Source organism: Pseudomonas sp. WS 5412 (assembly GCF_012985615.1).
In the GTDB taxonomy this organism is placed as follows: Bacteria; Pseudomonadota; Gammaproteobacteria; order Pseudomonadales; family Pseudomonadaceae; genus Aquipseudomonas; species Aquipseudomonas shahriarae.
In genome coordinates, this window is record NZ_JAARMB010000018.1 from 15677 (window position 1) to 40570 (window position 24894).

25 protein-coding genes are annotated in these 24894 nt (G+C 62.3%); 10 read left to right on the top strand and 15 right to left on the bottom strand.

The genetic code is table 11. The features are described from left to right. Positions 1 to 70: 70 nt before the first annotated feature. The 10 genes from thrC to ffh all read right to left on the bottom strand — a co-directional run bounded on the left by thrC (position 71) and on the right by ffh (position 8940). Complete coding sequence (gene thrC, locus HBR94_RS21125; RefSeq protein WP_115127499.1) at positions 71 to 1480, bottom strand: threonine synthase; 1410 nt, start codon at positions 1478 to 1480, stop codon at positions 71 to 73. A 66-nt stretch (positions 1481 to 1546) separates the two neighbouring features. Beyond that, positions 1547 to 2851, bottom strand: coding sequence for a homoserine dehydrogenase (locus tag HBR94_RS21130; protein WP_029296281.1), 1305 nt, complete (start codon positions 2849 to 2851; stop codon positions 1547 to 1549). Positions 2852 to 2978: 127 nt separating this feature from the next. After that, positions 2979 to 3710 (bottom strand): thioredoxin fold domain-containing protein, encoded by a 732-nt coding sequence (locus tag HBR94_RS21135; RefSeq protein WP_057437999.1) that lies wholly within the window; start codon positions 3708 to 3710, stop codon positions 2979 to 2981. Between the two features lie 141 nt (positions 3711 to 3851). Continuing rightward, on the bottom strand, positions 3852 to 4748 hold the full coding sequence (xerD, locus tag HBR94_RS21140) for a site-specific tyrosine recombinase XerD (RefSeq protein ID WP_170045485.1): 897 nt from the start codon (positions 4746 to 4748) through the stop codon (positions 3852 to 3854). Between the two features lie 124 nt (positions 4749 to 4872). After that, positions 4873 to 5286 carry an acyl-CoA thioesterase gene (locus tag HBR94_RS21145; protein WP_057437995.1) on the bottom strand — a complete coding sequence of 138 codons (414 nt, stop codon included), beginning with the start codon at positions 5284 to 5286 and terminating at the stop codon, positions 4873 to 4875. A gap of 82 nt (positions 5287 to 5368) precedes the next feature. Continuing rightward, a complete protein-coding gene (rplS, locus tag HBR94_RS21150; RefSeq protein ID WP_003175895.1) occupies positions 5369 to 5719 on the bottom strand; it encodes a 50S ribosomal protein L19 in 351 nt (116 codons plus the stop codon). A gap of 45 nt (positions 5720 to 5764) precedes the next feature. Further along, complete coding sequence (gene trmD, locus HBR94_RS21155) at positions 5765 to 6538, bottom strand: tRNA (guanosine(37)-N1)-methyltransferase TrmD (protein ID WP_024077235.1); 774 nt, start codon at positions 6536 to 6538, stop codon at positions 5765 to 5767. Beyond that, positions 6520 to 7056: a ribosome maturation factor RimM gene (rimM, locus tag HBR94_RS21160; RefSeq protein WP_010565276.1), complete on the bottom strand. Its 537-nt coding sequence runs from the start codon at positions 7054 to 7056 to the stop codon at positions 6520 to 6522. Before rimM ends, trmD begins: the two co-directional genes overlap by 19 nt. Before the next feature lie 5 nt (positions 7057 to 7061). Further along, a complete protein-coding gene (gene rpsP, locus HBR94_RS21165) occupies positions 7062 to 7313 on the bottom strand; it encodes a 30S ribosomal protein S16 (protein ID WP_003175899.1) in 252 nt (83 codons plus the stop codon). A 250-nt stretch (positions 7314 to 7563) separates the two neighbouring features. Next, a complete protein-coding gene (gene ffh / locus HBR94_RS21170) occupies positions 7564 to 8940 on the bottom strand; it encodes a signal recognition particle protein (RefSeq protein WP_029296179.1) in 1377 nt (458 codons plus the stop codon). Between the two features lie 242 nt (positions 8941 to 9182). On the opposite strand from ffh, the gene ccsA reads away from it, so the two are divergent. The 3 genes from ccsA to HBR94_RS21185 all read left to right on the top strand — a co-directional run bounded on the left by ccsA (position 9183) and on the right by HBR94_RS21185 (position 12894). After that, entirely contained in the window at positions 9183 to 9986 is an 804-nt protein-coding gene (gene ccsA / locus HBR94_RS21175; RefSeq protein WP_169960791.1) for a cytochrome c biogenesis protein CcsA, read from the top strand. Positions 9987 to 9998: 12 nt separating this feature from the next. Further along, the gene (locus tag HBR94_RS21180; protein ID WP_057959548.1) at positions 9999 to 11237 is read left to right on the top strand and encodes a transporter associated domain-containing protein; all 1239 of its coding nucleotides are present in this window, start codon (positions 9999 to 10001) and stop codon (positions 11235 to 11237) included. A 346-nt stretch (positions 11238 to 11583) separates the two neighbouring features. After that, positions 11584 to 12894 (top strand): MFS transporter, encoded by a 1311-nt coding sequence (locus tag HBR94_RS21185; protein ID WP_170045486.1) that lies wholly within the window; start codon positions 11584 to 11586, stop codon positions 12892 to 12894. A 78-nt stretch (positions 12895 to 12972) separates the two neighbouring features. Here HBR94_RS21185 and purT read toward each other — a convergent pair whose 3' ends face one another. From purT to HBR94_RS21210, 5 genes are all read right to left on the bottom strand, one after another. Beyond that, positions 12973 to 14154, bottom strand: a complete 1182-nt coding sequence (purT, locus tag HBR94_RS21190; RefSeq protein ID WP_057437989.1) for a formate-dependent phosphoribosylglycinamide formyltransferase — start codon at positions 14152 to 14154, stop codon at positions 12973 to 12975. A 69-nt stretch (positions 14155 to 14223) separates the two neighbouring features. Continuing rightward, entirely contained in the window at positions 14224 to 14691 is a 468-nt protein-coding gene (locus tag HBR94_RS21195; RefSeq protein WP_029296170.1) for a VUT family protein, read from the bottom strand. A gap of 143 nt (positions 14692 to 14834) precedes the next feature. Next, a complete protein-coding gene (locus HBR94_RS21200; protein WP_057437987.1) occupies positions 14835 to 15050 on the bottom strand; it encodes a DUF1289 domain-containing protein in 216 nt (71 codons plus the stop codon). Beyond that, positions 15047 to 15571: a gamma carbonic anhydrase family protein gene (locus HBR94_RS21205; RefSeq protein ID WP_057437985.1), complete on the bottom strand. Its 525-nt coding sequence runs from the start codon at positions 15569 to 15571 to the stop codon at positions 15047 to 15049. The genes HBR94_RS21200 and HBR94_RS21205 overlap by 4 nt, the downstream gene beginning before the upstream one ends. Before the next feature lie 35 nt (positions 15572 to 15606). Continuing rightward, the gene (locus HBR94_RS21210; protein ID WP_057959545.1) at positions 15607 to 16209 is read right to left on the bottom strand and encodes a CoA pyrophosphatase; all 603 of its coding nucleotides are present in this window, start codon (positions 16207 to 16209) and stop codon (positions 15607 to 15609) included. Positions 16210 to 16355: 146 nt separating this feature from the next. On the opposite strand from HBR94_RS21210, the gene HBR94_RS21215 reads away from it, so the two are divergent. The 7 genes from HBR94_RS21215 to nagE all read left to right on the top strand — a co-directional run bounded on the left by HBR94_RS21215 (position 16356) and on the right by nagE (position 24865). Beyond that, positions 16356 to 16904: an NUDIX hydrolase gene (locus HBR94_RS21215; protein ID WP_057959544.1), complete on the top strand. Its 549-nt coding sequence runs from the start codon at positions 16356 to 16358 to the stop codon at positions 16902 to 16904. Positions 16905 to 16939: 35 nt separating this feature from the next. Next, a complete protein-coding gene (locus HBR94_RS21220; RefSeq protein WP_057437979.1) occupies positions 16940 to 17443 on the top strand; it encodes a L,D-transpeptidase family protein in 504 nt (167 codons plus the stop codon). 261 nt (positions 17444 to 17704) lie between these two features. Continuing rightward, positions 17705 to 18463 (top strand): GntR family transcriptional regulator, encoded by a 759-nt coding sequence (locus HBR94_RS21225; protein WP_057959542.1) that lies wholly within the window; start codon positions 17705 to 17707, stop codon positions 18461 to 18463. Between the two features lie 9 nt (positions 18464 to 18472). Continuing rightward, positions 18473 to 19579: an N-acetylglucosamine-6-phosphate deacetylase gene (gene nagA / locus HBR94_RS21230; RefSeq protein ID WP_057437977.1), complete on the top strand. Its 1107-nt coding sequence runs from the start codon at positions 18473 to 18475 to the stop codon at positions 19577 to 19579. After that, positions 19560 to 20582, top strand: coding sequence for an SIS domain-containing protein (locus tag HBR94_RS21235; RefSeq protein WP_170045487.1), 1023 nt, complete (start codon positions 19560 to 19562; stop codon positions 20580 to 20582). Before nagA ends, HBR94_RS21235 begins: the two co-directional genes overlap by 20 nt. A 36-nt stretch (positions 20583 to 20618) precedes the next feature. Continuing rightward, positions 20619 to 23132, top strand: a complete 2514-nt coding sequence (gene ptsP / locus HBR94_RS21240; protein WP_170045488.1) for a phosphoenolpyruvate--protein phosphotransferase — start codon at positions 20619 to 20621, stop codon at positions 23130 to 23132. 26 nt (positions 23133 to 23158) lie between these two features. After that, positions 23159 to 24865, top strand: a complete 1707-nt coding sequence (nagE, locus tag HBR94_RS21245) for an N-acetylglucosamine-specific PTS transporter subunit IIBC (RefSeq protein ID WP_115127491.1) — start codon at positions 23159 to 23161, stop codon at positions 24863 to 24865. The last annotated feature ends 29 nt before the right edge of the window (positions 24866 to 24894 follow it).

The window sequence follows — 24894 nt, forward strand, 5'->3', positions numbered from 1 at the left end:
GCCAAGAAAAACGGCGCTTCCCCATCTCTGGACAAGCGCCGTTTGCCTTATTCGTGCAGCCTTTCAGAACTCAGAGCGGCTTACCACGATTGCCATGCTGGCTGACGAACGCCTGAATAGCCTTCAGGTCATTAGGCAATACCGTGCAACGCTCTTCCCGCTCAAACAGGTCAGCCAGGTGCGGCGGCAGTTCCAGAGCCTTGCCGACACCGGCCTTCTGCACCGCCTCAGGGAATTTCACCGGGTGGGCCGTGCCGAGGATGACCATCGGAATGTCCAGGCTGCGCCGGCATTCGCGCGCGGCCTTGACGCCAATGGCGGTGTGCGGGTCCAGCAGCTCGCCGGTCTGGGCATAGACTTCAGCGATGGTCTCGCAGGTCTGGGCATCGTCCACGGCCAGGGAGTCGAACAGCTTGCGGGTCTCGGTCCAGCGCTCCTGATCGACGCTGAAACCACCACCCTGCTTGAAGCTGTCCATCAGGCCGGCCAGGGCCGCGCCGTTACGACCGTGCATGTCGAACAGCAGGCGCTCGAAGTTCGACGAGACCATGATGTCCATCGACGGCGACAGGGTCGCGTGCAGGGTTTCCTTGACGTACTGGTTGCCGCTCATGAAGCGGTGCAGGATGTCGTTGCGGTTGGTGGCGACGATCAACTGGTTGATCGGCAGGCCCATGTTGCGTGCCAGGTAACCGGCGAAGATATCGCCGAAGTTGCCGGTCGGCACCGAGAACGACACCGAACGCGCCGGCCCGCCCAACTGCAGCGAGGCGTGGAAGTAGTAGACGATCTGGGCCATGATCCGCGCCCAGTTGATCGAGTTCACCGCAACCAGACGCGTGCCTTTGAGGAAGCTCTGGTCAGCAAAGCTGGCCTTGACCATTTCCTGGCAGTCGTCGAAGTTGCCTTCGACCGCGATATTGTGGATGTTCTCGCCGAAGATGGTGGTCATCTGCCGGCGCTGCACATCCGATACGCGGTTGTGCGGGTGCAGGATGAAGATGTCGACGTTTTCGCAGTGCTTGCAGCCTTCGATGGCTGCCGAGCCGGTATCACCGGAGGTGGCACCGATGATCACCACGCGCTCGCCGCGTTTCTCCAGCACGTAATCCAGCAGGCGACCGAGCAGTTGCAGGGCGAAATCCTTGAACGCCAGGGTCGGGCCGTGGAACAGCTCCAGCACCCATTCGTTGCCGTTCAGCTGACGCAGCGGGGCGATGGCGTTGTGCGAGAACACGCCGTAGGTTTCTTCGAGGATCTTCTTGAAATCGGCATCGGGGATGCTGCCGGTAACGAACGGGCGCATGACCCGGAACGCCAGCTCGTGGTACGGCAGGCCGGCCCAGGAGGTGATTTCTTCCTGGGTGAAGCGTGGCAGGTTTTCCGGCACGTACAGGCCGCCGTCAGTGGCGAGGCCTGCGAGCAGGACGTCTTCGAAATTCAGGGCCGGTGCCTGGCCGCGGGTGCTGATGTAACGCATGACTGGCTCCTCTACAACATTCTTGAACAGAGGCCGCCGAACCTGCGGGGCCTCTGCAACCTATCGTTAGTTCAGGTGTTCGACGCGGATCCGCACCACCGGCCCGACCACGCCCTGCAGGGCTTCCAGCGCGGCAATGGCATCGTTCATATGCTGTTCCAGCACACGGTGGGTCAGCAGGATCATGGGCACCAGGCCGTCGTGTTCTTCGACTTCCTTCTGCATGATCGACTCAATGTTGATGCCGCGCTCCGAGAGGATGCTGGCCACCTGGGCCAACACGCCCGGGTGGTCCTTGGCCTGGATCCGCAGGTAGTAGGAGCTTTCGCAGGCTTCGATCGGCAGGATCGGGTGGGCCGACAGCGAATCCGGCTGGAAGGCCAGGTGCGGCACGCGGTTTTCCGGGTCGCTGGTCATGGCGCGGACCACGTCCACCAGGTCGGCGATCACCGACGAAGCGGTCGGTTCCATGCCGGCACCGGCGCCGTAGAACAGAGTCGAACCGGCCGCATCACCATTGACCATCACCGCGTTCATCACGCCATTGACGTTGGCGATCAGGCGGTCGGCCGGAATCAGGGTCGGGTGTACGCGCAGTTCGATACCGGCAGCGGTGCTGCGCGCCACGCCCAGGTGCTTGATGCGGTAGCCCAGGGCTTCGGCGTAGTTCACGTCGGCGGTGGTCAGCTTGGTGATGCCTTCGGTGTAGGCCTTGTCGAACTGCAGCGGGATACCAAAAGCGATAGACGCCAGGATGGTCAGCTTGTGCGCCGCGTCGATACCTTCTACGTCAAACGTCGGGTCGGCTTCGGCATAACCCAGGGCCTGGGCTTCGGCCAGTACGTCTTCGAAGGTACGGCCCTTCTCGCGCATTTCGGTAAGGATGAAGTTACCGGTGCCGTTGATGATGCCCGCAACCCAGTTGATACGGTTGGCCGACAGGCCTTCGCGGATCGCCTTGATCACCGGGATACCGCCAGCGACTGCGGCTTCGAACGCCACGATCACGCCCTTCTCGCGGGCCTTGGCGAAGATTTCGTTGCCGTGCACGGCAATCAGCGCCTTGTTGGCGGTAACCACGTGCTTGCCGTTTTCGATGGCCTTGAGCACCAACTCACGGGCGACGGTGTAGCCGCCGACCAACTCGATGACGATGTCGATTTCAGGGTTCGTGGCCACATCGAAGACATCGTTGGTAATCGCAATACCGGTCGTTTGGTACTGAGGCTTTGGCGTACGCATGGCAATTTGTGCCACTTCAATCCCGCGCCCTGCACGGCGGGAAATCTCCTCAGCGTTACGCTGAAGTACGTTCAAGGTGCCGCCACCGACGGTCCCTAACCCACAGATGCCTACTTTGACCGGTTTCACTGAAGAACTCCCCATGAAACGGCCGACTCAAGGTCGGCCGTGAAAAACAGCCGCACAACTGCGGCTCTCTGTTAATGACCCGTCGACGTGTCGGCGGGCCCGATCGTCAAAGGCTCGACAATACTGTTTATTTGGCACCCAGTGCCAGTTTGGCGACTTGTGGCGCAGGCTGGTAGCCCGGAATCACCTGGCCGTCGGCCAAGACGATGGCCGGCGTACCGTTCACCCCGATGGACTGACCCAGAGCGTACTGCTTGGAAACCGGATTGGCACACTTGGCGGACTTGATTTCTTTGCCATCGACCATCTTGTCCATGGCTGCTTTCTTGTCGGTTGCGCACCATACCGCTTGCAGTTGCTCGTCGCCCGGCGAACCGAGGCCCTGGCGCGGGAACGCTACGTAACGCACTTCGACACCCATCTTGTTCAGCGCAGGTATCTCGGCGTGCAGCTTGTGGCAGTACGGGCAAGTGGTGTCGGTGAACACAGTGATGTGGGTCTTGGTTTCGCCAATCGCGGGGTAGACCACGGTCTCGGCCACCGGGATACCGTTGATCAGCTTGGAGATCCCAACGCGCTCGGCCTTCTCGGTGAGGTTGACCGGCTTGCCGTCTTTCAACTGGAACAGGTAGCCCTGAACGATGTACTGACCGTCGGCGCTGGCATACAGCACGCGGCTGCCCTTGAGCTTGACTTCATACAGGCCGGCCATCGGGCTGGCGCTGATGCTTTCGACCGGAGTTTCGAGCTGGAGGCTTTCCAGACTCTTACGGATTGTCTTCTCGGCGGCGTCATCGGCGACGGCAAAGGTTGAAACCAACGCAATGGCTGCGGCGGCAAAAATCTGGGTCAAGCGCATGGGAACTCCTGAAGGCAGATGCAGGGACGAAGGCCAGGACGCCGATCTGGAAACACGGCTCGGGACCGTCCCCTTTGCAAACCGGCAAAGCCTACCACAATTGGGCGCCAGGGCAGACGCTGGCGGCCAAATTGGGGCCTGTCAGCCCCTTGGGTGATGTTTGGCATGCAGGTCCTGCAACCTTGCCCGCGCCACATGGGTATAAATCTGCGTGGTGGACAGGTCGCTATGGCCCAGCAGCATCTGCACCACGCGCAAATCCGCGCCATGGTTGAGCAGATGGGTGGCAAATGCATGGCGCAGGGTGTGGGGGGACAGCGACTTACCGATCCCGGCGACCTTGGCCTGGTGCTTGATGCGATGCCAGAAGGTCTGGCGGGTCATCTGCTCGCCGCGCAGGCTGGGGAACAGCACGTCACTGGGGCGCCCGCCGAGCAGCTCGCTGCGGGCATCGCGCATATAGCGCTCGACCCACACGATTGCCTCTTCGCCCATGGGCACCAGGCGCTCCTTGCTGCCCTTGCCCATCACCCGCAACACACCCTGGCGCAGATTTACCTGCTCCAGGGTCAGGCTGATCAGCTCGGTGACGCGCAGGCCGCAGGCATACAAGACTTCCAGCATCGCGCGGTCGCGCTGACCGATGGCTTCGCTCAGGTTGGGCGCAGCCAGCAGGGCTTCGACGTCGGCTTCTGACAGGGACTTGGGCAAGGGCCTGCCGAGTTGCGGCATATCGACTTGCAGGGTCGGGTCAACAGCAATCAGCTTTTCCCGCAGCAAATAGCGATAAAACCCACGCACTCCCGAGAGGAATCGCGCAGTGGAGCGCGGCTTGTAGTTCTGCTCAAGGCGCCAGGCCAGGTGATCGAGGATCAACTCACGCCCGGCGTGGCTCAGCTCAAGGTTTCTCTCCAGCAACCAGCCATTGAACAGGGCCAGGTCGCTGCGGTAGGACTGGCGCGTGTTGTCCGACAGGCCTTTTTCCAGCCAGAGGGCGTCGAGGAAGCGGTCGATCAGGGGATGGTCAATGGCGGGCATGGGGGCTCAGGCTGAGTACTTTAGTGTCTGGTAGATCCTATCGCAGGCAAGCCCGCGCCCCCTGGGAAATGCATGGCTAATGTGGGAGATGGCTGGCCTGCGATAGCGGCGACGCGGTCTCGGATCAGTCTACAAACCCAGGCAGCACTGGCACCGGGCGCTTATCGTCATCAATTGCGACAAAGCTGAACACACCCTGGATCGCCTTCTCGCGGCCATCGGCACTCATGCTTTCGACAAACACCTCCACTTCCACCTTGAGGCTGGTGTTACCGACTTTGATCACGCGGCCAATCAGCTCGACGATGGAACCGGCCGGGATCGCGTGATTGAAGTCGATACGGTCGGTAGACACCGTCACCAGCGGCAAACGGCAAAACCGTGTGGCGGTGATGAACGACACTTCATCCATCCAGGCCAATGCAGTACCGCCAAACAGCGTGTTGTGGTGGTTGGTGGTCGGCGGAAATACGGCTTTGGTTACATGGGTCACGGACAGGTCGGTGCGGCGCTGGATTTCTTCGAGGCGGGTGGTCATGAACGGGTTCCGGGCAAGGGGCAAATTTCAGGCACAAAAAAGCAGCCCGTAGGCTGCTTTTTTCTGCATCGGGAAGCTGGACTTAAGCCAGTTTTTCCTTGATGCGAGCTGCTTTACCGGACAGGTCACGCAGGTAGTACAGCTTGGCTTTACGTACGTCACCGCGACGCTTAACGGCCATGCTGTCGATTTGCGGGCTGTAGGTCTGGAAAGTACGCTCTACGCCAACACCGTTGGAGATTTTACGAACAGTGAAAGCACTGTTCACACCACGGTTACGCTTGGCGATTACGACGCCTTCGAACGCTTGCAGACGCGAACGGTCGCCTTCCTTCACTTTCACCTGAACGACAATAGTGTCGCCCGGGGCAAAGGTAGGGATCTCTTTGGTCATCTGCTCTGCTTCGAGTGCAAGGATGATTTTGTTAGTCATGCTGTGCTCCTAAGGTAGATCGTCGGATCTACCATCGATACGTTGTTAACTATCGTCCCGCGCGAGGATGTATTCCTCGAGCAGCTTCTTCTCTTCTCCAGAAAGCGAGCGGCTTTCCAGAAGATCGGCGCGTCGTTCATAGGTCCGACCAAGGGACTGCTGTAAACGCCAACGCCGGATGTGTGCGTGATTGCCACTTAGCAACACGTCGGGAACACGCTGATCCGCATACACCTCCGGTCGGGTGTAGTGCGGGCAATCCAGCAAACCATCCGTGAAGGAATCTTCCTCCGCGGAGTCCGCATGCCCTAAAGCTCCAGGCAGCAGTCGTGTAACCGCATCTATCAGGACCATCGCCGGCAGCTCACCGCCAGACAGGACATAGTCCCCAATCGACCACTCTTCATCGACATGAGCTTCAATAAAACGCTCGTCAATGCCTTCATAGCGACCGGCAATCAGGATCAGTGCTTCCTCATTCGCCAGTTCGCGTACCGCCGCCTGTTTCAGCTGACGGCCTTGAGGGGACAGGTAAATTACCTTCGCCTTCTCCCCTGCTGCTGCCTTGGCCTGAACCAGGGCGTCTTCCAGGGGCTTGATCTTCATCACCATGCCCGGGCCACCGCCAAATGGGCGATCGTCCACAGTGTGATGTCGATCCGTCGTGTAGTCTCGCGGGTTCCAACAAGTGAGCTGCAAGAGCCCTTGTTTCACCGCCCGACTGGTGATGCCGTACTCGCTGATGGCAGAAAACATCTCGGGAAACAAACTGATCACTTCAATGCGCAAATTAGCCACGCTTAGAAGTCCGCGTCCCATTCCACCTTCATCTCGCCCGCTGCCAGGTCGACGGCCAACACGCATTGCTCGGTATAGGGCAACAGGCGTTCGCGATCATCCAGGCTGCCAGCGCAAGGCTTGACCACCATTACATCATTGGCGCCGGTTTCCAGAAGATGGTCGATTTTCCCGAGCAATTGCCCGAGTTGATCAATAACCTTCAGACCTTCCAGCTGGTACCAGTAGTACTCGCCGTCGGTCAATTCAGGGAACAGGTTGCGCGGCACGCAGATCTCATAACCGGCCAGAAGACGCGCTTCTTCACGATCATCGAGACCCTTGAGCTTTGCGACCAGGAACTTATCGTTCCCACGTCCACTGACCAGCTCGACCTGTTTCACACTACCTTCGCGCTTGAGCGTCCAGGTCTTGTACTGCAACAGGTTTTCAGTCGGATCAGTAAAGGAATACACCTTCACTTCGCCGCGAACGCCATGAACAGAGTAAATCTTGCCGATAACGATCAAATCATCAGCAACAGCTGGCGTCGCGTTCATATTGCTCAGGCTGCGGCCTTAGCCGAGTCCTTCAACAACTTGGCAACACGCTCGGAAGGCTGTGCACCAACGCTCAGCCAGTAGGCTACGCGCTCTTGGTTCACGGACAGACGAACTTCTTGACCACGAGCAACAGGGTTGAAGAAACCAACCTGTTCCTTGTGCGAACCGTCGCGCGGGTTGCGGCTGTCGGTTACGGTCAAGTGGTAAAACGGGCGCTTTTTGGAGCCGCCAAGGGCAAGACGGATTGTTAGCATGTGAACATCGTTCCTGTAGTCGGTGCTGCAAATCTAAATGCACAGCGGGCATGGGTGCCCGAAAGGCCGCATATTCTAAGGAATATCCGGACTTTTGCAAATGTCTTTTTCCGGCGCCTGACCGCGGGCCATTCAGATCTGCTATAGAGCCGTCGGTTAAAACGGCGAGTCAGCTCCCGCCAACGGCGGGTTTGCTGGAGATCCCACATCCTTGTGGGTCTGCGCAAGAGCAAGCCCTTGCGCGAATTCTTTACATCTTCGGCATGCCACGGCCGGGCATCATACCGCCCATGCCGCGCATCATTTTGGCCATGCCGCCTTTGGCGGAGAATTTCTTCATCATCTTTTGCATCTGCTTGTGCTGCTTGATCAAGCGACCAATGTCCTGCACCTGGGTGCCGGAACCCATGGCGATCCGACGTTTGCGCGAACCGCTGATCAGCTCAGGGTCGCGGCGCTCGGCCGGGGTCATGGAGTTGATGATGGCTTCCATCTGCTTGAACTGCTTCTCTGCCGCACCCTGGGCATTGCCCATTTGCGCCAGGTTCACACCGCCGATGTTCGGCAGCTTGTCCATCAGGCCGCCGAGGCCGCCCATGTTCTTCATCTGTTGCAGCTGATCGCGGAAGTCTTCGAGGTCGAAGCCCTTGCCCTTTTTCAGCTTCTTGGCCAGTTTGTCGGCCTTGTCCTTGTCGAGGGTCTGCTCGGCCTGCTCGATCAGGCTGAGCACGTCGCCCATGCCGAGGATCCGCGAGGCGATCCGCTCAGGGTGGAACGGCTCGAGCGCTTCGGTCTTCTCGCCCATACCGATGAACTTGATCGGCTTACCGGTGATTGCGCGCACCGACAGTGCGGCACCGCCACGGGCATCACCGTCGACCTTGGTCAGGATCACGCCGGTCAGCGGCAGGGCATCACCAAAGGCCTTGGCGGTGTTCGCCGCGTCCTGGCCGGTCATGGCATCGACCACGAACAGGGTTTCTACCGGGTTGATCGCGGCATGCAGCGCCTTGATCTCGCCCATCATCTCTTCGTCGATGTGCAGGCGACCGGCGGTATCGACGATCACCACGTCGATGAACTTGAGCTTGGCTTCTTTAATGGCAGCGTTGGCGATGTCGACCGGCTTCTGGCTCAGATCGGACGGGAAAAAGGTCACGCCGATTTCACCGGCGAGCATTTCCAGCTGCTTGATCGCGGCCGGACGGTACACGTCCGCCGACACCACCATCACGGATTTTTTCTTGCGCTCTTTAAGGAAGCGCGCCAGCTTGGCAGCGGTGGTGGTCTTGCCCGCCCCCTGCAAACCGGCCATCAACACCACGGCCGGCGGCACGGCGCTGAGGTTCAGGTCTTCGTTGGCCGCACCCATCAGGCTTTCGAGCTCGGCCTGGACGACCTTCACAAAGGCCTGGCCCGGCGTCAGGCTGCGGGACACTTCAGTGCCGACCGCACGCTCCTTGACCGAGTTGACGAAATCCTTGACCACAGGCAAGGCAACGTCGGCTTCGAGCAACGCCATGCGCACTTCGCGCAGGGTGTCTTTAATATTGTCCTCGGTCAGCTTGGCCTTGCCGGTGACATGGCGCAGCGTCTGCGAGAGACGGTCAGTCAAGTTTTCAAACATGCGCGATCCTTTCAGGCCCTATTCATCGAAGTGCATCGGTAGACCGAGGTAATGGCGGCCCAGGCTGTGTAAATCGCTATTAAAAACAGCGCTTGGCGAGCCTGCGGCGTGGGCAGGTCGCGGATTATAGCGAAGACTGCCGTCATGCACACCCGCTGTCTGGCCCGCTGGTCTTTCGTGGAACGCAGGTGTGTGCCAAACTCATCGGCTTTCGGGCTTGCCTAACAGGATTTATGCTCCCTTTGTCACCCAGTTTGCTACCCAGTCTCGCCGCCGCACTCTTGTATGCCGCTGCGACCCTCTACCAGGGCACCCGTCTGGCCCAACGCGCCAGGGCGGACAAACGCCTGCTGGCCGGCCTCGGCGTGTTCGCCTTGCTGGCCCACGCTGCCAGCCTGTTCACCCACCTGATGACACCAGTGGGCCTGGGCCTGGATTTTTTCAGCGCCGCCAGCCTGATTGCCGCTGCGGTCATTGCCTTGACGCTGCTGGCCTGCGCGCGGATCCCGGTGGAGAACCTGCTGTTGCTGCTCTTCCCCCTGGGGATGCTGACAGTGCTGCTGGCGCAATTTGCCCCTACCGGCACGGTGCAGGTGATCGACGAGGAGCCGGGCATCCTCGCGCATATCCTGCTGTCGATCCTGGCCTACGGCATGTTCACCATCGCCGTGTTCCAGGCGTTGCTGCTGCTCTTGCAGGACCACCAGCTCAAGCACAAGCACCCTTCCGGGCTGATCAAGAACTTCCCGCCGCTGCAGACCATGGAAAGCCTGCTGTTCGGTTTCCTCTGGGCCGGCTGGACGCTGCTGTCGCTGTCGCTGATTTCCGGCTGGCTGTTCGTCGAGAACCTGTTCGCCCAGCACCTAGTGCACAAAACCCTGCTGGCGTGCCTGGCCTGGGTGGTGTTCAGCGTGCTGCTGTGGGGCCGCAATCGCCTGGGCTGGCGCGGGCACAAGGCGATCCGCTGGACCCTGGCCGGTTTCTGCCTGCTGATGCTGGCGTATTTCGGCAGCAAGCTGGTTCGCGAATTCATCCTGCATATCTGACGGGCGGCAATCATGCACAACTTGCCCCTTGAGCCGATGCTCGCGGTAGTCGCGCTGCTGGTCTTGTGGTCGGCGCTGTTTACCGCCATCGAGGCGGCCCAGCTCCATTTGCTGGCCCTGCGCCCCGGTACGCGCCAGGGCGACAAGGCCGCCGCCCGCCTCAACTTCCCGCGCAACAGCCTGATCCTGTGCAACACCCTGTGCCGCGCGGTGGTGGTGATTCTGTGCACCCTGCTGGCGATCTATGCCTGGGCCGAAAACGGTCCCTGGCTGGGTTGGCTGGTCTCCAGCGGGCTGTTGCTGGTGCTGGCCGACTACCTGCCGCGCACCCTCGCCACCCGCTATCCGCACGCGGTGCTGGGGTTTGGCAATACGCTGCTGGGTGTGCCGCTGAAAATCCTCTATCCCCTGGCCTGGCTGCTCAATGGCCTCAGCCTGCTGTTGCTGCGCCCTTTCGAACGCAAGTCGGGGATCGTCAAGAAAAGCGACGAGCCACAGAGCGACCCGTCCGACGAGCAAGCCTCTGACGCGAACGACGACCCTCGGCCGGGCATGCCGGGTATCCACGCCCTGGACAACATTACCGTCAATGACATCCTGGTGCCGCGCAGCGAAGTCGATGGCATCAACCTCGACGACCCTATCGAGGAGATCATCGAACAACTGCGCAGCTCCAAGCGCACGCGGCTGCCGGTGTTCCACAGCGATATCAACCAGGTCGAGGCGGTGCTCAACACCCGGCAGATCCAGCACCTGCTGCCCGATGCCAGCCTGACCAAGGAAGCCCTGCTCGCAGCCTGCCACGAGCCGTACTTCGTCCCGGAAAGCACGCCGCTGCAACTGCAATTGCTCAACTTCCACAAGCAGCAACGCCGCCTGGGCATGGTGGTGGACGAGTACGGTGAAGTGCTGGGTATCGTCACCCTGGAAGACATTCTGGAGGAGATCGTCGGCGAATTCGAAAGCGAGCAGAGCCTGGACAACCCGCTGATCCAGCCCCAGCCTGACGGCCGCTATGTGATCGACGGTGCCGTGTCGATCCGCGAGCTGAACAAGTGCCTGGGCTGGCACCTGCCTAGCGACGGTCCCAAGACCCTCAACGGCCTGGTGACCGAAGCGCTGGAGACCATTCCCGATTGCTCGGTGTGCGTGAAGATCGGCCGTTATCGCCTGGAAATCCTCGAAACTGAAGACAATCGGGTGAGCAAGGTGTTGATCTGGCATATCGGCTCAGCGCCGATTGCCACCTGACTCACGGTGGACAAGCCCGTGTGGGAGCGGGCTTGCCCGCGATAGCCTCACCTCAGTGTCACTGATACACCGAGGCGCCCGCTTCTCCCACATTTGATGTTTTCAGCCGCTAAGACCGCGCTCCAGCCCTTGTTTGCAGCGCAACCCCCTTCCTATAATCAATCGCGCTTACCCAAGCCCCGCCCGACCGCGTGCTATCCGCACTGAGCGTGTCCAGGCACCGCAACCCCGTGTCTGACCGGTACCCGCTCCCATCCCGAGCCAACGCCGCGCACTGCCCTGATCCATGGGTGCAAGACCAATAACAATCCGCGCCAAGCGCGCAATGACCATCAGGGATACCTCAATGAGCACCACCTATAACGAGGCCGCTCCCGCCGCCCCGACCAACTCGACCAGCCGGGTCGCCACCGCGAGCATCATCGGCACCGCCATCGAGTTCTACGACTTCTATATCTACGCCACGGCCGCCGCGCTGGTGATCGGCCCGGTGTTCTTCCCGCAGAGTTCCGGCACCGCGCAGATGCTGGCGGCGTTCCTGACCTTCGGTATCGCCTTTATCGCGCGGCCACTGGGTTCGGCGCTGTTCGGCCACTTCGGTGACCGCATCGGGCGCAAGTCGACGCTGGTGGCCTCCTTGCTGTTGATGGGCGTGTGTACCACCCTGATCGGCCTGTTGCCGGGTTACGACACCATTGGTGCCTGGGCCCCGATCCTGTTGTGCGTGCTGCGTTTCGGCCAGGGCCTGGGGCTGGGCGGGGAATGGGGCGGCGCCGCGCTGCTGGCCACCGAAAACGCGCCCAAGGGCAAGCGTGCCTGGTTCGGCATGTTCCCGCAGTTGGGGCCTTCCATTGGCTTTTTGGCGGCCAATGGGCTGTTCCTGATCCTGGCGATGAACCTGGACGATGAACAATTCCGTAGCTGGGGCTGGCGCATTCCGTTCCTGCTCAGTGCTGCGCTGGTGATGGTGGGCCTGTATGCGCGCCTCAAACTGCATGAAACCCCGGTGTTCGCCAACGCCGTGGCCAAGGAAAAACCGGTGAAAGTGCCGCTGGTGGAGCTGTTCAGCCAGCATTGGTTGCAGGTGCTGCTGGGCGCGGCCGCGATGGTGGTGTGCTATGCGCTGTTCTATATCACCACGGCGTTTTCCCTGAGCTATGGCGTGAGCACCCTGGGCTACAGCCGCGAAACCTTCCTCGCCCTGCTGTGCTTTGCCGTGTTGTTCATGGGCGCGGCCACGCCGCTGGCAGCCCTGGCGAGTGACCGCTATGGGCGCAAGCCGGTGTTGATCGTCGGTGCGGTGCTGGCGATTCTTTCGGGCTTCACCATGGAACCATTGCTGACCCACGGCTCGACCTGGGCGGTGGCGCTGTTCCTGTGCCTGGAACTGTTCCTGATGGGCGTGACCTTTGCGCCGATGGGGGCGTTGTTGCCGGAACTGTTTCCGACACGCGTGCGTTATACCGCGGCGTCGGCGGCGTATAACCTGGGCGGGATTGTCGGGGCTTCGGCCGCACCGTTTTTCGCGACCAAACTGGTGGCGATGGGTGGGCTGAGTTATGTCGGCGGGTATGTGTCGGCGGCAGCGTTGCTCAGTTTGATTGCGGTGCTGTGCCTGAAAGAGACGCGGGATAACGATTTGAACAAGGTCGCCTGATAGAGCGCTATCGCGGGCAAGCCCGCTCCCACACTGGAACGCCTTCCACATGTGGGAGCGGGCTTGCCCGCGATGCTTTTACAGCTCTACAACCACCGCTTGAGAAGCACGGGTCGCCTTGGCCCGGGCAGCCTCGATCGACTCATCCCGCGCCAACGCCACGCCCATGCGGCGCTGGCCATTCACTTCTGGCTTGCCGAACAGACGCAGTGCGGTATCCGGCTCGCTCAGGGCCGCGCCGAGGTTGGCGAACGCCGTCTGGGTCGATTGCCCTTCCACCAGAATCACCGCCGAAGCCGAAGGCCCGAACTGGCGGATCAATGGGATCGGCAGGCCAAGAATCGCCCGCGCGTGCAGGGCAAACTGCGACAAGTCCTGGGAAATCAAGGTCACCAGCCCGGTGTCGTGAGGGCGCGGCGAGACTTCGCTGAACCACACCTGGTCGCCCTTGATAAACAGCTCGACCCCAAACAGACCACGACCACCCAGGGCCTCGGTCACGGCTTTGGCGACGCGCTCGGATTCGGCCAGGGCCGCCGGGCTCATGGCCTGGGGCTGCCAGGATTCCTGGTAGTCGCCCTTCTCCTGACGATGGCCGACAGGCGCGCAGAAGGTGGTGCCACCGACGTGACGCACGGTCAGCAGGGTGATTTCGTAGTCGAAGTCGATAAACCCTTCGATGATCACCCGACCTTTACCTGCACGCCCGCCTTCCTGGGCGTAGTCCCAGGCTTTCTGCACGTCATCGGCGCTACGCAACAGGCTCTGGCCCTTGCCTGACGAACTCATCACCGGCTTGACCACGCAGGGGAAGCCGAGGTCTTCGACGGCCTTGCGGTAGTCTTCCACGGTGTCGGCAAAATGGTACGGCGAGGTCGGCAGATCCAGCTCTTCAGCGGCCAGGCGGCGGATGCCTTCACGGTTCATGGTCAACAGCGCCGCACGGGCGGTGGGGATCACGGTAAAGCCTTCAGCCTCCAGTTCCACCAGGGTGCCGGTGGCAATGGCTTCGATTTCCGGGACGATGAAGTGCGGCTTTTCCGCCTCGATCACCGCACGCAGGGCTGCGCCGTCGAGCATGTTGATCACGTGGCTGCGATGCGCCACCTGCATGGCCGGCGCGTTGGCGTAGCGATCCACGGCAATCACTTCAACGCCCAGGCGCTGCAGCTCAATTACCACTTCCTTGCCCAGCTCACCGCAGCCACACATCAATACGCGGGTCGCGGTTGGCGACAATGGAGTTCCGATTCGGGTCATCTCAGGTCCTCAGGGGAGCGGATCAGGGGGAGAAAGGCCGGCATTTTACATGAACGGCGGGCATTGGCCTCAGTTGGCGACACGCTGGCGCCGCAAACGCCAGGCCATGGCCAGCCAAACCACGGTGACCCCGGCAAATTTCGAGGCCAGGGCGGTACCGACCACCGCCGGCGTCAACGCGCCGATCAGGCCAAAAAAGATAAAGGTATCGAGGGGAATGCTCAGCGCCGAGCTGATCCACAGCCGGTCATGCAACGGGCGCTTGGTGATGCTGAAGACCAGCCAGTCGATGCACTCGGAGACCGCGAACGCCGTGGCGCTGGCCAGGGCGATGGATGGATCGGAGGTGATGTAGGACAGCACCAGCGCCGCGAGCATGGCGATAATCGCCCCGTGGCCGAAGCGCGTTTGCACCATGTCCCGCAGGATAAACACCAGGCCACCCCAGGCGGACCAGATGACATCCAGGTGCGGGGCGGTGGAAAAGGCGAAGTTGATCAGCACGACGCTGCTGATATAGGCGATCAGGAAGAGCATGGGGCGAGGGACCTGTGGGTAATGCGCACAGGGTACACAATTAAAGGGATGTCGTCTGGAGGGGCCTCATCGCAGGCAAGCCAGCCCCCACATTGGAATGCATTTCAAAATGAGGGAGCTGGCTTGCCTGCGATAGCGCCCTGTCAGGCGCCAGATTTCCCAGGAATCATCCACAACACCCCACTGGCCTTAGCCCGCTCATGACATAACCCCAGCACCACCCGGCGCTCGGCGTTGTCCATGCGGCTCCAACGGGTGATTTCGTCGACATTGCGCTGGCAACCGGTGCAGATATCGTCGTCATCCAGCGCACAAATGCTCACGCAGGGCGAGGCGACGGGGCGTTCAACCGGGTTCATTCCGGCTGCTCGACCAGGTCACGGGCGTAGCGCTGAGAGTTATGCACATAGTGCGCAGCACTGGCCTCCAGCATGTTCTTCTGTTGCTCGGTCAATTCCCGCACCACCTTGCCGGGGGAGCCCATTACCAGCGAGCCATCAGGGATTTCCTTGCCTTCGCCGATCAACGAATTGGCGCCGATGATGCAGTGCCGGCCAATCTTGGCGCCGTTGAGGATCACCGCATTGATGCCAATCAGGCTGTAGTCGCCGACGGTACAGCCATGCAGCATGGCGTTATGCCCCACCGTCACACCTGTGCCCAGGGTCAGCGGGTAGCCCATGTCGGTGTGCATCACGCTGCCGTCCTGCACGTTGCTGTTCTTGCCGATCAGGATCAGTTCGTTGTCGCCGCGCAACACCGCGTTGAACCAGACGTTGGCGCCCTCCTCCAGCTTGACCTTGCCCACCAGCGTGGCATTGGGGGCTACCCAGCTATCTGGATGTGTCTCGACGCGGGCATCGCCCAGGCGGTATTTCATGGTCTTCCCTCACGGCTTGCCATTCAAACGATGGCTTAAGTATTGATAAAGCTTTTCGGCGGACGGTGCAGGCTGATATCGGCATCGTCATAGAGCAGGTTAATCAACTCGACGATCATGATCGCCGTCAGGCCCCAGATCTTGTATTCACCAAAGCGATAGCTGGGCACGTACCAACTGCGGCCCTGGTAGTCGATACGGTGGGTGTGCTCACGCGGGTCCTGGCGGAAAAACTCCAGGGGCACGCTGAATACGGCGGCAATCTCGGCATCGTTGGCCAGGTATTCGACATAGTCGGGGATCACGCCCACATACGGGGTCACGCGGATGCCGTGCAGGGAGATCAGGGGGCTCAAGGGCCCGATCACTTCCACCAGGCCCGGTGGCAGGCCGATTTCCTCTTCGGCCTCGCGCAGCGCGGTGAACACCAGGTCCGGGTCTTCGGGGTCGCGGCGCCCACCCGGAAACGCCACTTCGCCGCCATGGGTCGACAGGCCGCTGGCACGCAGGGTCAGGATCAGCTCGGGTTCGTCACTGCGGGTAATCGGCACCAGCACGGCGGCCTCGGGGAAACGGCTGTCAGTTTCCAGCGTGCGTGGCGTGTGATTGGTTACCCGGCGAAGTAGCTCGTCCAGCATGAGTCATCTCGATCTGTTGGCTACCTTGCATCATGCACCAAAGCGTACGGGTGCCCAACCCCAAAACCCCGGCGGTGTCGCTAAACGACAACTTGCAGGCCACTGCCCTGCACGCCAAGATAGGCGCAGTCCCCAGGAACCCAAGCATGAACTTCTGCAGCCAGTGCGGTAAACCGGTCATCCAGCGCATTCCCGAAGGCGACGCGCGCCTGCGTTATGTATGTGACCACTGTCAGACCATTCACTATCAGAATCCCAATATCGTCGCCGGCACCCTGCCCGTCTGGGGCAACCAAGTGCTGCTGTGCCGGCGCGCCATCGAGCCGCGCCTGGGCTACTGGACCCTGCCGGCAGGTTTTATGGAAAACGGCGAGACCGTGGAACAGGGCGCAATGCGCGAAACCCTCGAAGAAGCCTGCGCCAGGGTGCGCAACCTGACGATCTACACGCTGATCGACGTACCGCACATCAGCCAGGTGCATATCTTCTACCGCGCCGAACTGATCGACCTGGACTTTGCCGCCGGCCCCGAGAGCCTGGAAGTCAAACTGTTCGATGAAGCGGACATCCCTTGGTCCGACCTGGCTTTCCGCACGGTACGGCGTACCCTAGAATGCTTTTTCGCCGACCGTCGGCAACAGGTGTTTCCCGTGCGCAGCGAATCGGTGCCACCCTTGACTCACCCTGCACAATAACAATCGAAGGTCACCGTCAAAGGGATACCGCTGCAATGCGTTGGTTGCTTGCTCTGCTCTGCCTGTCGTTCGTCACCCTGTCGTCAGCCACCACCCTGCAAACCCTGGGCGGTAAAACCGTCGATAAGATCCTGGTGCTCAAGTCCGCCCATCAGTTGCAACTGATCCACGACGGCAAACCGCTGAAGACCTACCGCATCTCCCTGGGCAAGAACCCCAAGGGCCACAAGCTGATCGAAGGCGACCGCCGCACCCCGGAAGGCTTCTACTGGATCGACTGGCGCAAGACCAGCGACCGTTTCAACCTGTCCATGCATATCTCCTACCCCAATATCAGCGATGCCGCCCGCGCCCGCCGCGAAGGGGTCAAGCCCGGCAGCATGATCATGATCCACGGCACGCCAGACAGTGAGGAGTACCCGGAACAGTGGTTCCACACCCTGGACTGGACCGACGGCTGCATCGGCATGCGCAATGTCGACATGCGCGAAGTGTGGAACCTGGTCAAGGACGGCACGATGATCGAGATCCGTCCGTAACTTCGACCGTTGGTAAAATAATTCAAAAAAAACCTGCCTCTGCCACAGCCCCTGCCGGTGAATACCATTTCATCGGCGGGGGCTGTGCGTTTCTGCGCGCGACAAAGACCTCTCTAATACCACTTGATACCACCCCCTGAAAAAGTGCCCTGCAAGCCGGTTCCGCACGCTTTTGGCGGAATTGACATGGTATTTAAGTGGTATTAATTTCCGGCCATTACCGGGCGACAACACTCCAATAACGCATCGGAAACCCTACAGATGAATCCCATCCAGACCCTGCGTCCAGACGACCGACAATCCACGCCGTTGTACCTGCAACTGGCCCGCAACCTCGAAGCGGCGATCCATGCTGGCCAGTGGAAATCCGAGCAGGCCTTGCCCTCGGAGCGTGTGCTCAGCGAGCAGTTGGGTATTTCCCGGGTCACCGCCCGTAAAGCGCTGGAAGTGTTGTTTGCCCAAGGCCTGATCCGCCGCAGCCAGGGCTCTGGCACGTTTATTACGCCACGCCTGGAACAGCCGCTGTCGCGCCTCTCGGGGTTCAGCGAAATGCTGCGGCTCAAGGGGTTTGCACCCAGTTCCCAGTGGCTGGTGCGCGAGATCACCCCGCCGACCCACGAAGAGCTGATCCGCCTGTGCCTGTCGCCCACCGACAAAGTGGCGCGGCTCAAGCGCCTGCGCAAGGCAGATGACACCGTGATGGCCATTGAAATGAGCGCCCTGCCCGCCTCGATCGTGCCCACCCCCCAGGCCATCGGCAGCTCGCTCTACGAATACCTGGAAGGCATCGGCAAACCGGTGGTGCGGGCCCTGCAACACATCCAGGCCATCAACGCCTCGGATGAGTTCGCCGCCCTGGTGGGCATCGCCCCCGGCACCGCCATGCTGCTGATGACCCGGGTCGGCTACACCGCCGACAACACGCCGATCGAAATCACCGACACCTACTGCCGCAACGACTACTACGACTTTGTCGCTGAGCTGCGTAGGTACGACTTTTCCGCCGAACTGCGGCCTTAGAGAACTGCCATGTCCGAAGATAATATCCTCACGCCCCACGGCTGGATGCGCGGCCGCCTGGTGCACCACGAAGGCCGGGTCAGCGCCGTCGAAGGTGTGCCTTGCGACCCGGCCGACAACGACCTGCCCTACCTGCTGCCGGGTTTTATCGACCTGCATGTACACGGCGGCGGCGGCAAGGACATCATGGAAGGCCGCAGTGCCTTCGAGACCATCACCCGCACCCATGTGCGCTTCGGCACCACTTCGCTGCTGGCCACCACCATGACTGCACCGGTCGAGGAAATCTCCCGCGTGCTCGGCGAACTCGGCCAGTTCTGCGAAAACCGTCCAACCGGCAGCGCCCGGGTGCTGGGGGTGCATCTCGAAGGCCCCTACATCAACCCAGGAAAACTCGGCGCACAGCCCAACTTTGCCCACACGGCATTGATGGCCGAGGTCGAGGAGTACCTGCGCCTGGCACCGATCCGGGTCATCACCATTGCCCCGGAAATCGCTGGGCATGACGGCCTGATCCGCACCCTCAGCCAACGCGGCGTGCGTATGCAGATCGGCCACACCCTGGGCAGCTATGAAGAAGGCGTCGCAGCGCTGGCCGCCGGCGCCACCAGCTTCACCCACCTGTACAACGCCATGAGCCCGCTGCATCACCGCGAGCCGGGCATCGTCGGTGCCGCACTGGCCCACGCGCAATACGCCGAACTGATCCCGGACCTGTTGCACGTACACCCCGGGGCCATGCGCGTGGCCCTGCGTTCGATCCCCTGCCTGTACTGCGTCACCGACTCCACCGCCGCCGCCGGCATGCCCGACGGCGAATACAAGCTGGGCAGCCACACCGTGACCAAATGCCTGGGCGGCGTACGCCTGGCCGACGGCACCCTGGCCGGCAGCACCCTGACCATGGATCAGGCGCTGCGCAACCTGGTGAAGATCGGCCTGCCCATCAGCGAAGCCTCACAGCGCCTGTCGCAATTTCCTGCGGATTACCTGGGCCTGGAACAACGCGGCCGCCTGCAACCCGGCAGCTTTGCCGACTGCGTGCGCCTGGACCGCTCCCTGCACCTCACCGACGTAATGGTCGAAGGAGAAACCATTGACTTCAAAAATGCTTGAAGAGGCCCTGTCCTCCTGTGAGGCCGTCGCGGCCCAACTGCAATGCCTCGACCCGCTGCTGGCCGAGGTCGCCCGCCGCCTGCGCCGCCAGCCGCCGCAAGTGGCGATGACCGTCGCCCGTGGCAGTTCGGACCACGCCGCCAGTTACTTCGCCTACCTGACCATGCAGCATGTGGGCGTTCCCGTGGCGTCGCTGCCGATGTCGGTGGTGACCCTGGCGCAGGCGCCGCTGAAAGTCAGCGGCCAGGCGGCCTTCGGCTTCTCTCAGTCGGGGCAGAGCCCGGACCTGGTCAACAGCCTGCGCCTGCTGCGCAAGCGCGGGGCCTTGAGTGTGTCGATGGTCAACGCCGAAGACTCGCCCCTGGAAGCCGCCTGCGAATTCCATGTGCCGCTGTGCGCCGGCCCCGAGCGTAGCGTGGCCGCGACCAAGAGTTTTATCGCCACCTTGAGCGCCAGCGCCCAGTTGGTCGGGCACTGGAACCAGGAAGACGGCCTGCTCGAAGCTTGCCACGCCCTGCCTGCCGGCCTGCGCGAAGCGGCGACCCAGGATTGGAGCCTGGCCATCGACGCCCTGCGCGACTGCCAGCGCCTGATGGTCATCGGCCGTGGCGCCGGGTTTGCCATCGCCCAGGAAGCCGCGCTCAAGCTCAAGGAAACCTCGGCGATCCAGGCCGAAGCCTTCAGCAGCGCCGAAGTGCGCCACGGGCCGATGGCCTTGATCGACGATAACTACCCGTTGCTGGTGTTCGCCCCACGCGGCGCCGAACAGCCGGGACTGCTGAGCCTGGCCACGGAAATGCGCCAGCGCGGGGCTCGGGTGCTGCTGGCCGCGCCCGACGATATCGCCGAACGCGACCTGACCCTCAGCCGCGCCGAACACCCGGCCCTGGACCCGATCCTGGCAATCCAGAGCTTCTACGTGATGGCCGCCGGCCTGGCGCAGGCCCGGGGCATGGACCCGGACCAGCCCCGCCACCTGAGCAAAGTCACTCGCACCCACTGAGTTGATTTCTGTCGTTTCCTGATGAGTACCGTGCCCATGCCCGACAATAATAATGACCTCACCCTCAGCGCCCCCCTCAGCGGGCCAGTGCTGACCCTGGGCAATGTGCCTGACGACGTGTTCGCCAGTGGCGCCATGGGCGACGGGATTGCCATCGACCCCCTCAACGATTGCCTGCATGCGCCGTGTGCCGGGGTCGTGATCCACGTTGCCCGTACCGGCCACGCCCTGACCATCCGCGCCGACAATGGCGCCGAGGTGCTGCTGCATGTGGGCATCGACACCGTCGAACTGCAAGGCGAAGGCTTTGCCTTGCTGGTCCAGCAAGGCGCATGGGTCAGCAATGGGCAGCCCCTGGTGCGCTTTGACCTGGATCGCATCGCCCGCCAGTGCAAAAGCCTGGTCAGCCTGATCATCCTCACTAACAGTGAGCAGTTCGAACTGCGCCCCGTGGCCGTGAACGCCGTCAAGGTCGGCGAAGCCCTGCTGCGCATCGTTGCGCGTCAGGCTGGCGTCGTGCAGCCCGTGATGGCCGACACCGCCCAGGCGCATGCCAGTGCCAGCGTGCGCATCACCCACCGGGGCGGTTTGCATGCGCGGCCCGCCGCGCTGATCCGCAAGACCGCCCAGGGTTTCAGCAGCCTGTCGCAGCTGCATTTCGCCGGCAAATCGGCGTCGTGCGCCAGCCTGATCGGCTTGATGGGGCTGGGCATTGGTGAACAGGATGAAGTGCAGGTCACGTGCCGTGGCCAGGATTGCGACGCGGCGCTGCAGGCACTGGTCGCCGCCCTTTCGCTCACCACTGCCGAAGCCGTACAGGCCCCGGTGATAGCCGCTGCGCGTCCAGTCAACCGTGAAGCAGGCGTATTGCAAGGGGTGTGCGCCGCGCCGGGCCTGGTCTGCGGGCCGTTGTTCCGGCTCAACAGCATCGAGTTGCCAGAAGACCCACGTAACCATGCGCGCCATGAGCAGTTGCAGCACCTGGACAGCGCCCTGGAACAGGTGCGCGGCGAAATCCGCAATACCCTGGAGCACGCCCGCCAGCGCCAGGCCGTCGAGGAAGAAGAGATCTTCGCCGCCCACCTGGCGCTGCTGGAAGACCCGACCCTGCTGGAGGCCGCCACCGCTGCCATCGAGCACGGCAGCGCCGCCACCCATGCCTGGCGCGATGCGATCCAGGCCCAATGCGCGGTGTTGCTGGGCTTGGGCAAGCCGTTGTTTGCCGAACGTGCCAACGACCTGCGGGACTTGCAGCAACGGGTGCTGCGCGCGCTTTTGGGTGAGGCGTGGCAGTTCGAATTGCCCGCCGGCGCGATTGTTGTCGCCCACGAGCTGACACCTTCGGACCTGCTGCAACTGAGCGCGCAAAACGCGGCCGGTATCTGCATGGCCGAAGGCGGCGCCACGTCCCATGTGGCGATCCTGGCCAGGGGCAAAGACTTGCCCTGCGTGGTGGCGCTGGGCAGTGAAGTATTGGCAATAACCCAAGGGCAACGGGTGGTGCTGGACGCCGCCAATGGGCGCCTGGAACTCAACCCGGACGATGCCCGCCACGCCCAGGTCCACCAGATCCGCGATGCGCAGAAACAGCGGCGCCAGCTGCAACAGGCCCAGGCCCATGCTGCCGCCAGCACCCTGGATGGCGTGGGCATTGAAGTGGCCGCCAATGTCGCCTCCAGCAGCGAGGCGCAGATCGCCTATGACAACGGCGCCGATGGCGTGGGTCTGTTGCGCACCGAGTTTCTGTTTGTCGACCGCCGCACCGCGCCCGATGAACAGGAACAGCGCCAGGCCTATCAAGCGGTAATGGACGCCATGGGCGACAAATCGGTGATCATCCGCACCATTGATGTCGGCGGCGACAAGCAACTCGACTACCTGCCCTTGCCCGCCGAAGCCAATCCGGTACTGGGCCTGCGCGGTATTCGCATGGCCCAGGTGCGCCCGGAACTGCTCGACCAGCAACTGCGTGCCCTGCTGCAGGTCAGCCCGTTGCAACGTTGCCGGATCCTGTTGCCGATGGTCAGTGAAGTCGACGAGTTGCTGCACATTCGCCAGCGCCTCGATGAACTGTGCGCCGAACTGCAACTGACCCAGCGCCCGGAACTGGGGGTGATGATCGAAGTCCCGGCCGCCGCGCTGATGGCTGAGCAACTGGCCGAGCACGCGGACTTTTTGTCGATCGGCACCAATGACCTGTCCCAGTACACCCTGGCCATGGACCGCGACCATGCCGGCCTGGCCGCACGGGTCGACGCCCTGCACCCGGCGCTGCTGCGCCTGATCGCCCAGACCTGCAGCGGCGCCGCCAAACACGGGCGCTGGGTCGGCGTGTGCGGCGCCCTGGCCTCTGACCCGCTGGCCACCCCCGTGCTGGTGGGCCTGGGGGTGCGGGAACTGTCCGTCAGCCCGCCGCAGATTGCCGCCATCAAAGACCGCGTGCGTCACCTCGACGCCGCGCAATGCCGGCAACTGAGCCAGGCCCTGCTCAACCTGAGCAGCGCCGGCGCCGTGCGCCAAGCCTGCCAACACCACTGGCCGTTGAGCTGACAACAACAAGAAAAAGGAGACTCGCCATGTACCAATTGTTTATCGAAGGCCTGCAACGCCTGGGCCGTGCGCTGATGCTACCCATCGCCATCCTGCCGATTGCCGGCCTGCTGCTGCGCCTGGGTGACACCGACCTGTTGAACATCGCGGTGATGCACGACGCCGGGCAAGCGATCTTTGCCAACCTGGCGCTGATCTTCGCCATCGGCATCGCCGTGGGCTTTGCCCGCGACAACAACGGCACCGCCGGACTGGCCGGGGCCATTGGCTACCTGGTGATGGTCTCCACCCTCAAGGTCATGGACAGCACCATCAACATGGGCATGCTCGCCGGGATCGTCAGCGGGCTGATGGCCGGGGCCCTGTACAACCGCTTCAAGGACATCAAGCTGCCGGAGTACCTGGCGTTCTTTGGCGGGCGACGCTTTGTGCCGATTGTCACCGGGTTTTCGGCGGTGGGCCTGGGGGTGATCTTCGGCCTGATCTGGCCGCCGGTGCAGCACGGCATCAACAGTTTTGGCGTGCTGCTGATGGAAAGCGGCAGCCTCGGCGCCTTTGTGTTCGGCGTGTTCAACCGCTTGCTGATCGTCACCGGGCTGCACCATATCCTCAACAACATGGCCTGGTTTGTGTTTGGCAGCTTCACTGATCCGGCCACCGGCGCAGTGGTCACCGGCGACCTGACCCGCTACTTTGCCGGCGACCCCAAAGGCGGCCAGTTCATGACCGGCATGTTCCCGGTGATGCTCTTCGGCCTGCCCGCCGCGTGCCTGGCGATGTACCGCAACGCCCTGCCGGAGCGGCGCAAGATCATGGGCGGGATCTTCCTGTCGATGGCCCTGACCTCATTCCTCACCGGGGTCACCGAGCCGATCGAATTCGCCTTTATGTTCCTCGCGCCGTTCCTGTACCTGCTGCATGCGCTGCTCACCGGCCTGTCGATGGCGGTCACCAACCTGCTGGATATTCACCTGGGCTTTACCTTCTCCGGTGGGTTCATCGACATGGTTTTGGGCTGGGGCAAGTCCACCAATGGCTGGCTGGTGATCCCGGTGGGCCTGGCCTACGCGGTGATCTACTACAGCGTGTTCAACTACTGCATCCGTCGCTTCAACCTGAAGACCCCTGGCCGTGAAGATATCCAGGTGGCACAGGCCGAAGCGATGAGTGATAACCAGCGGGCCAGTGCCTATATCCGCGCCCTGGGCGGTGCCGACAACCTGCTCAGCGTCGGCGCCTGCACCACCCGTCTGCGTCTGGACATGGTCGACCGCAACAAGGCCGTGGACGCCGAGCTCAAGGCCCTGGGGGCGATGGCCGTGGTGCGCCCTGGCAATGGCGGCAGCTTGCAGGTGGTGGTGGGGCCGATGGCCGACAGCATTGCCGATGAGATTCGCTTGGCCATGCCGACAGCCGGCCAGCTCTCACCCTCATCCCCCAGCCCTCAGCCCGCGGTGGCCGTCGTTGCCCCGCCCCAGGCCGAACAATGGCTGAACGCACTGGGCGGCGGCGACAATGTGCTGCAGCTCGATTGCGTCGCCATGACCCGCCTGCGCCTGCGCCTGGCCGATGATCGGGCGCTGTCGGAATCCCAGCTCAAGACCCTTGGTTGCCAGGGCATCAGCCGGCTCGACGGCGGTATCTGGCACCTGCTGGTGGGCGAGTCGGCCCAAGGCTTGAGCACTGCCCTCAAGGCCCTTGCCAGCCGCGACCCGGTGCGTACCGGGGCCTGAGCCCGCTACTTATCTACCGCCCTGCCCAG

Coding starts and splice junctions, on each gene's coding strand:
- thrC (WP_115127499.1), bottom strand. CDS start 1,480: ATGCGTTACATCAGCACCCGCGGCCAGGCACCGGCCCTGAATTTCGAA.
- HBR94_RS21135 (WP_057437999.1), bottom strand. CDS start 3,710: ATGCGCTTGACCCAGATTTTTGCCGCCGCAGCCATTGCGTTGGTTTCA.
- xerD (WP_170045485.1), bottom strand. CDS start 4,748: ATGCCCGCCATTGACCATCCCCTGATCGACCGCTTCCTCGACGCCCTC.
- HBR94_RS21145 (WP_057437995.1), bottom strand. CDS start 5,286: ATGACCACCCGCCTCGAAGAAATCCAGCGCCGCACCGACCTGTCCGTG.
- rplS (WP_003175895.1), bottom strand. CDS start 5,719: ATGACTAACAAAATCATCCTTGCACTCGAAGCAGAGCAGATGACCAAA.
- trmD (WP_024077235.1), bottom strand. CDS start 6,538: ATGGGACGCGGACTTCTAAGCGTGGCTAATTTGCGCATTGAAGTGATC.
- rimM (WP_010565276.1), bottom strand. CDS start 7,056: ATGAACGCGACGCCAGCTGTTGCTGATGATTTGATCGTTATCGGCAAG.
- rpsP (WP_003175899.1), bottom strand. CDS start 7,313: ATGCTAACAATCCGTCTTGCCCTTGGCGGCTCCAAAAAGCGCCCGTTT.
- ffh (WP_029296179.1), bottom strand. CDS start 8,940: ATGTTTGAAAACTTGACTGACCGTCTCTCGCAGACGCTGCGCCATGTC.
- HBR94_RS21180 (WP_057959548.1), top strand. CDS start 9,999: ATGCACAACTTGCCCCTTGAGCCGATGCTCGCGGTAGTCGCGCTGCTG.
- HBR94_RS21185 (WP_170045486.1), top strand. CDS start 11,584: ATGAGCACCACCTATAACGAGGCCGCTCCCGCCGCCCCGACCAACTCG.
- purT (WP_057437989.1), bottom strand. CDS start 14,154: ATGACCCGAATCGGAACTCCATTGTCGCCAACCGCGACCCGCGTATTG.
- HBR94_RS21195 (WP_029296170.1), bottom strand. CDS start 14,691: ATGCTCTTCCTGATCGCCTATATCAGCAGCGTCGTGCTGATCAACTTC.
- HBR94_RS21200 (WP_057437987.1), bottom strand. CDS start 15,050: ATGAACCCGGTTGAACGCCCCGTCGCCTCGCCCTGCGTGAGCATTTGT.
- HBR94_RS21205 (WP_057437985.1), bottom strand. CDS start 15,571: ATGAAATACCGCCTGGGCGATGCCCGCGTCGAGACACATCCAGATAGC.
- HBR94_RS21210 (WP_057959545.1), bottom strand. CDS start 16,209: ATGCTGGACGAGCTACTTCGCCGGGTAACCAATCACACGCCACGCACG.
- HBR94_RS21215 (WP_057959544.1), top strand. CDS start 16,356: ATGAACTTCTGCAGCCAGTGCGGTAAACCGGTCATCCAGCGCATTCCC.
- HBR94_RS21220 (WP_057437979.1), top strand. CDS start 16,940: ATGCGTTGGTTGCTTGCTCTGCTCTGCCTGTCGTTCGTCACCCTGTCG.
- HBR94_RS21225 (WP_057959542.1), top strand. CDS start 17,705: ATGAATCCCATCCAGACCCTGCGTCCAGACGACCGACAATCCACGCCG.
- nagA (WP_057437977.1), top strand. CDS start 18,473: ATGTCCGAAGATAATATCCTCACGCCCCACGGCTGGATGCGCGGCCGC.
- ptsP (WP_170045488.1), top strand. CDS start 20,619: ATGCCCGACAATAATAATGACCTCACCCTCAGCGCCCCCCTCAGCGGG.
- nagE (WP_115127491.1), top strand. CDS start 23,159: ATGTACCAATTGTTTATCGAAGGCCTGCAACGCCTGGGCCGTGCGCTG.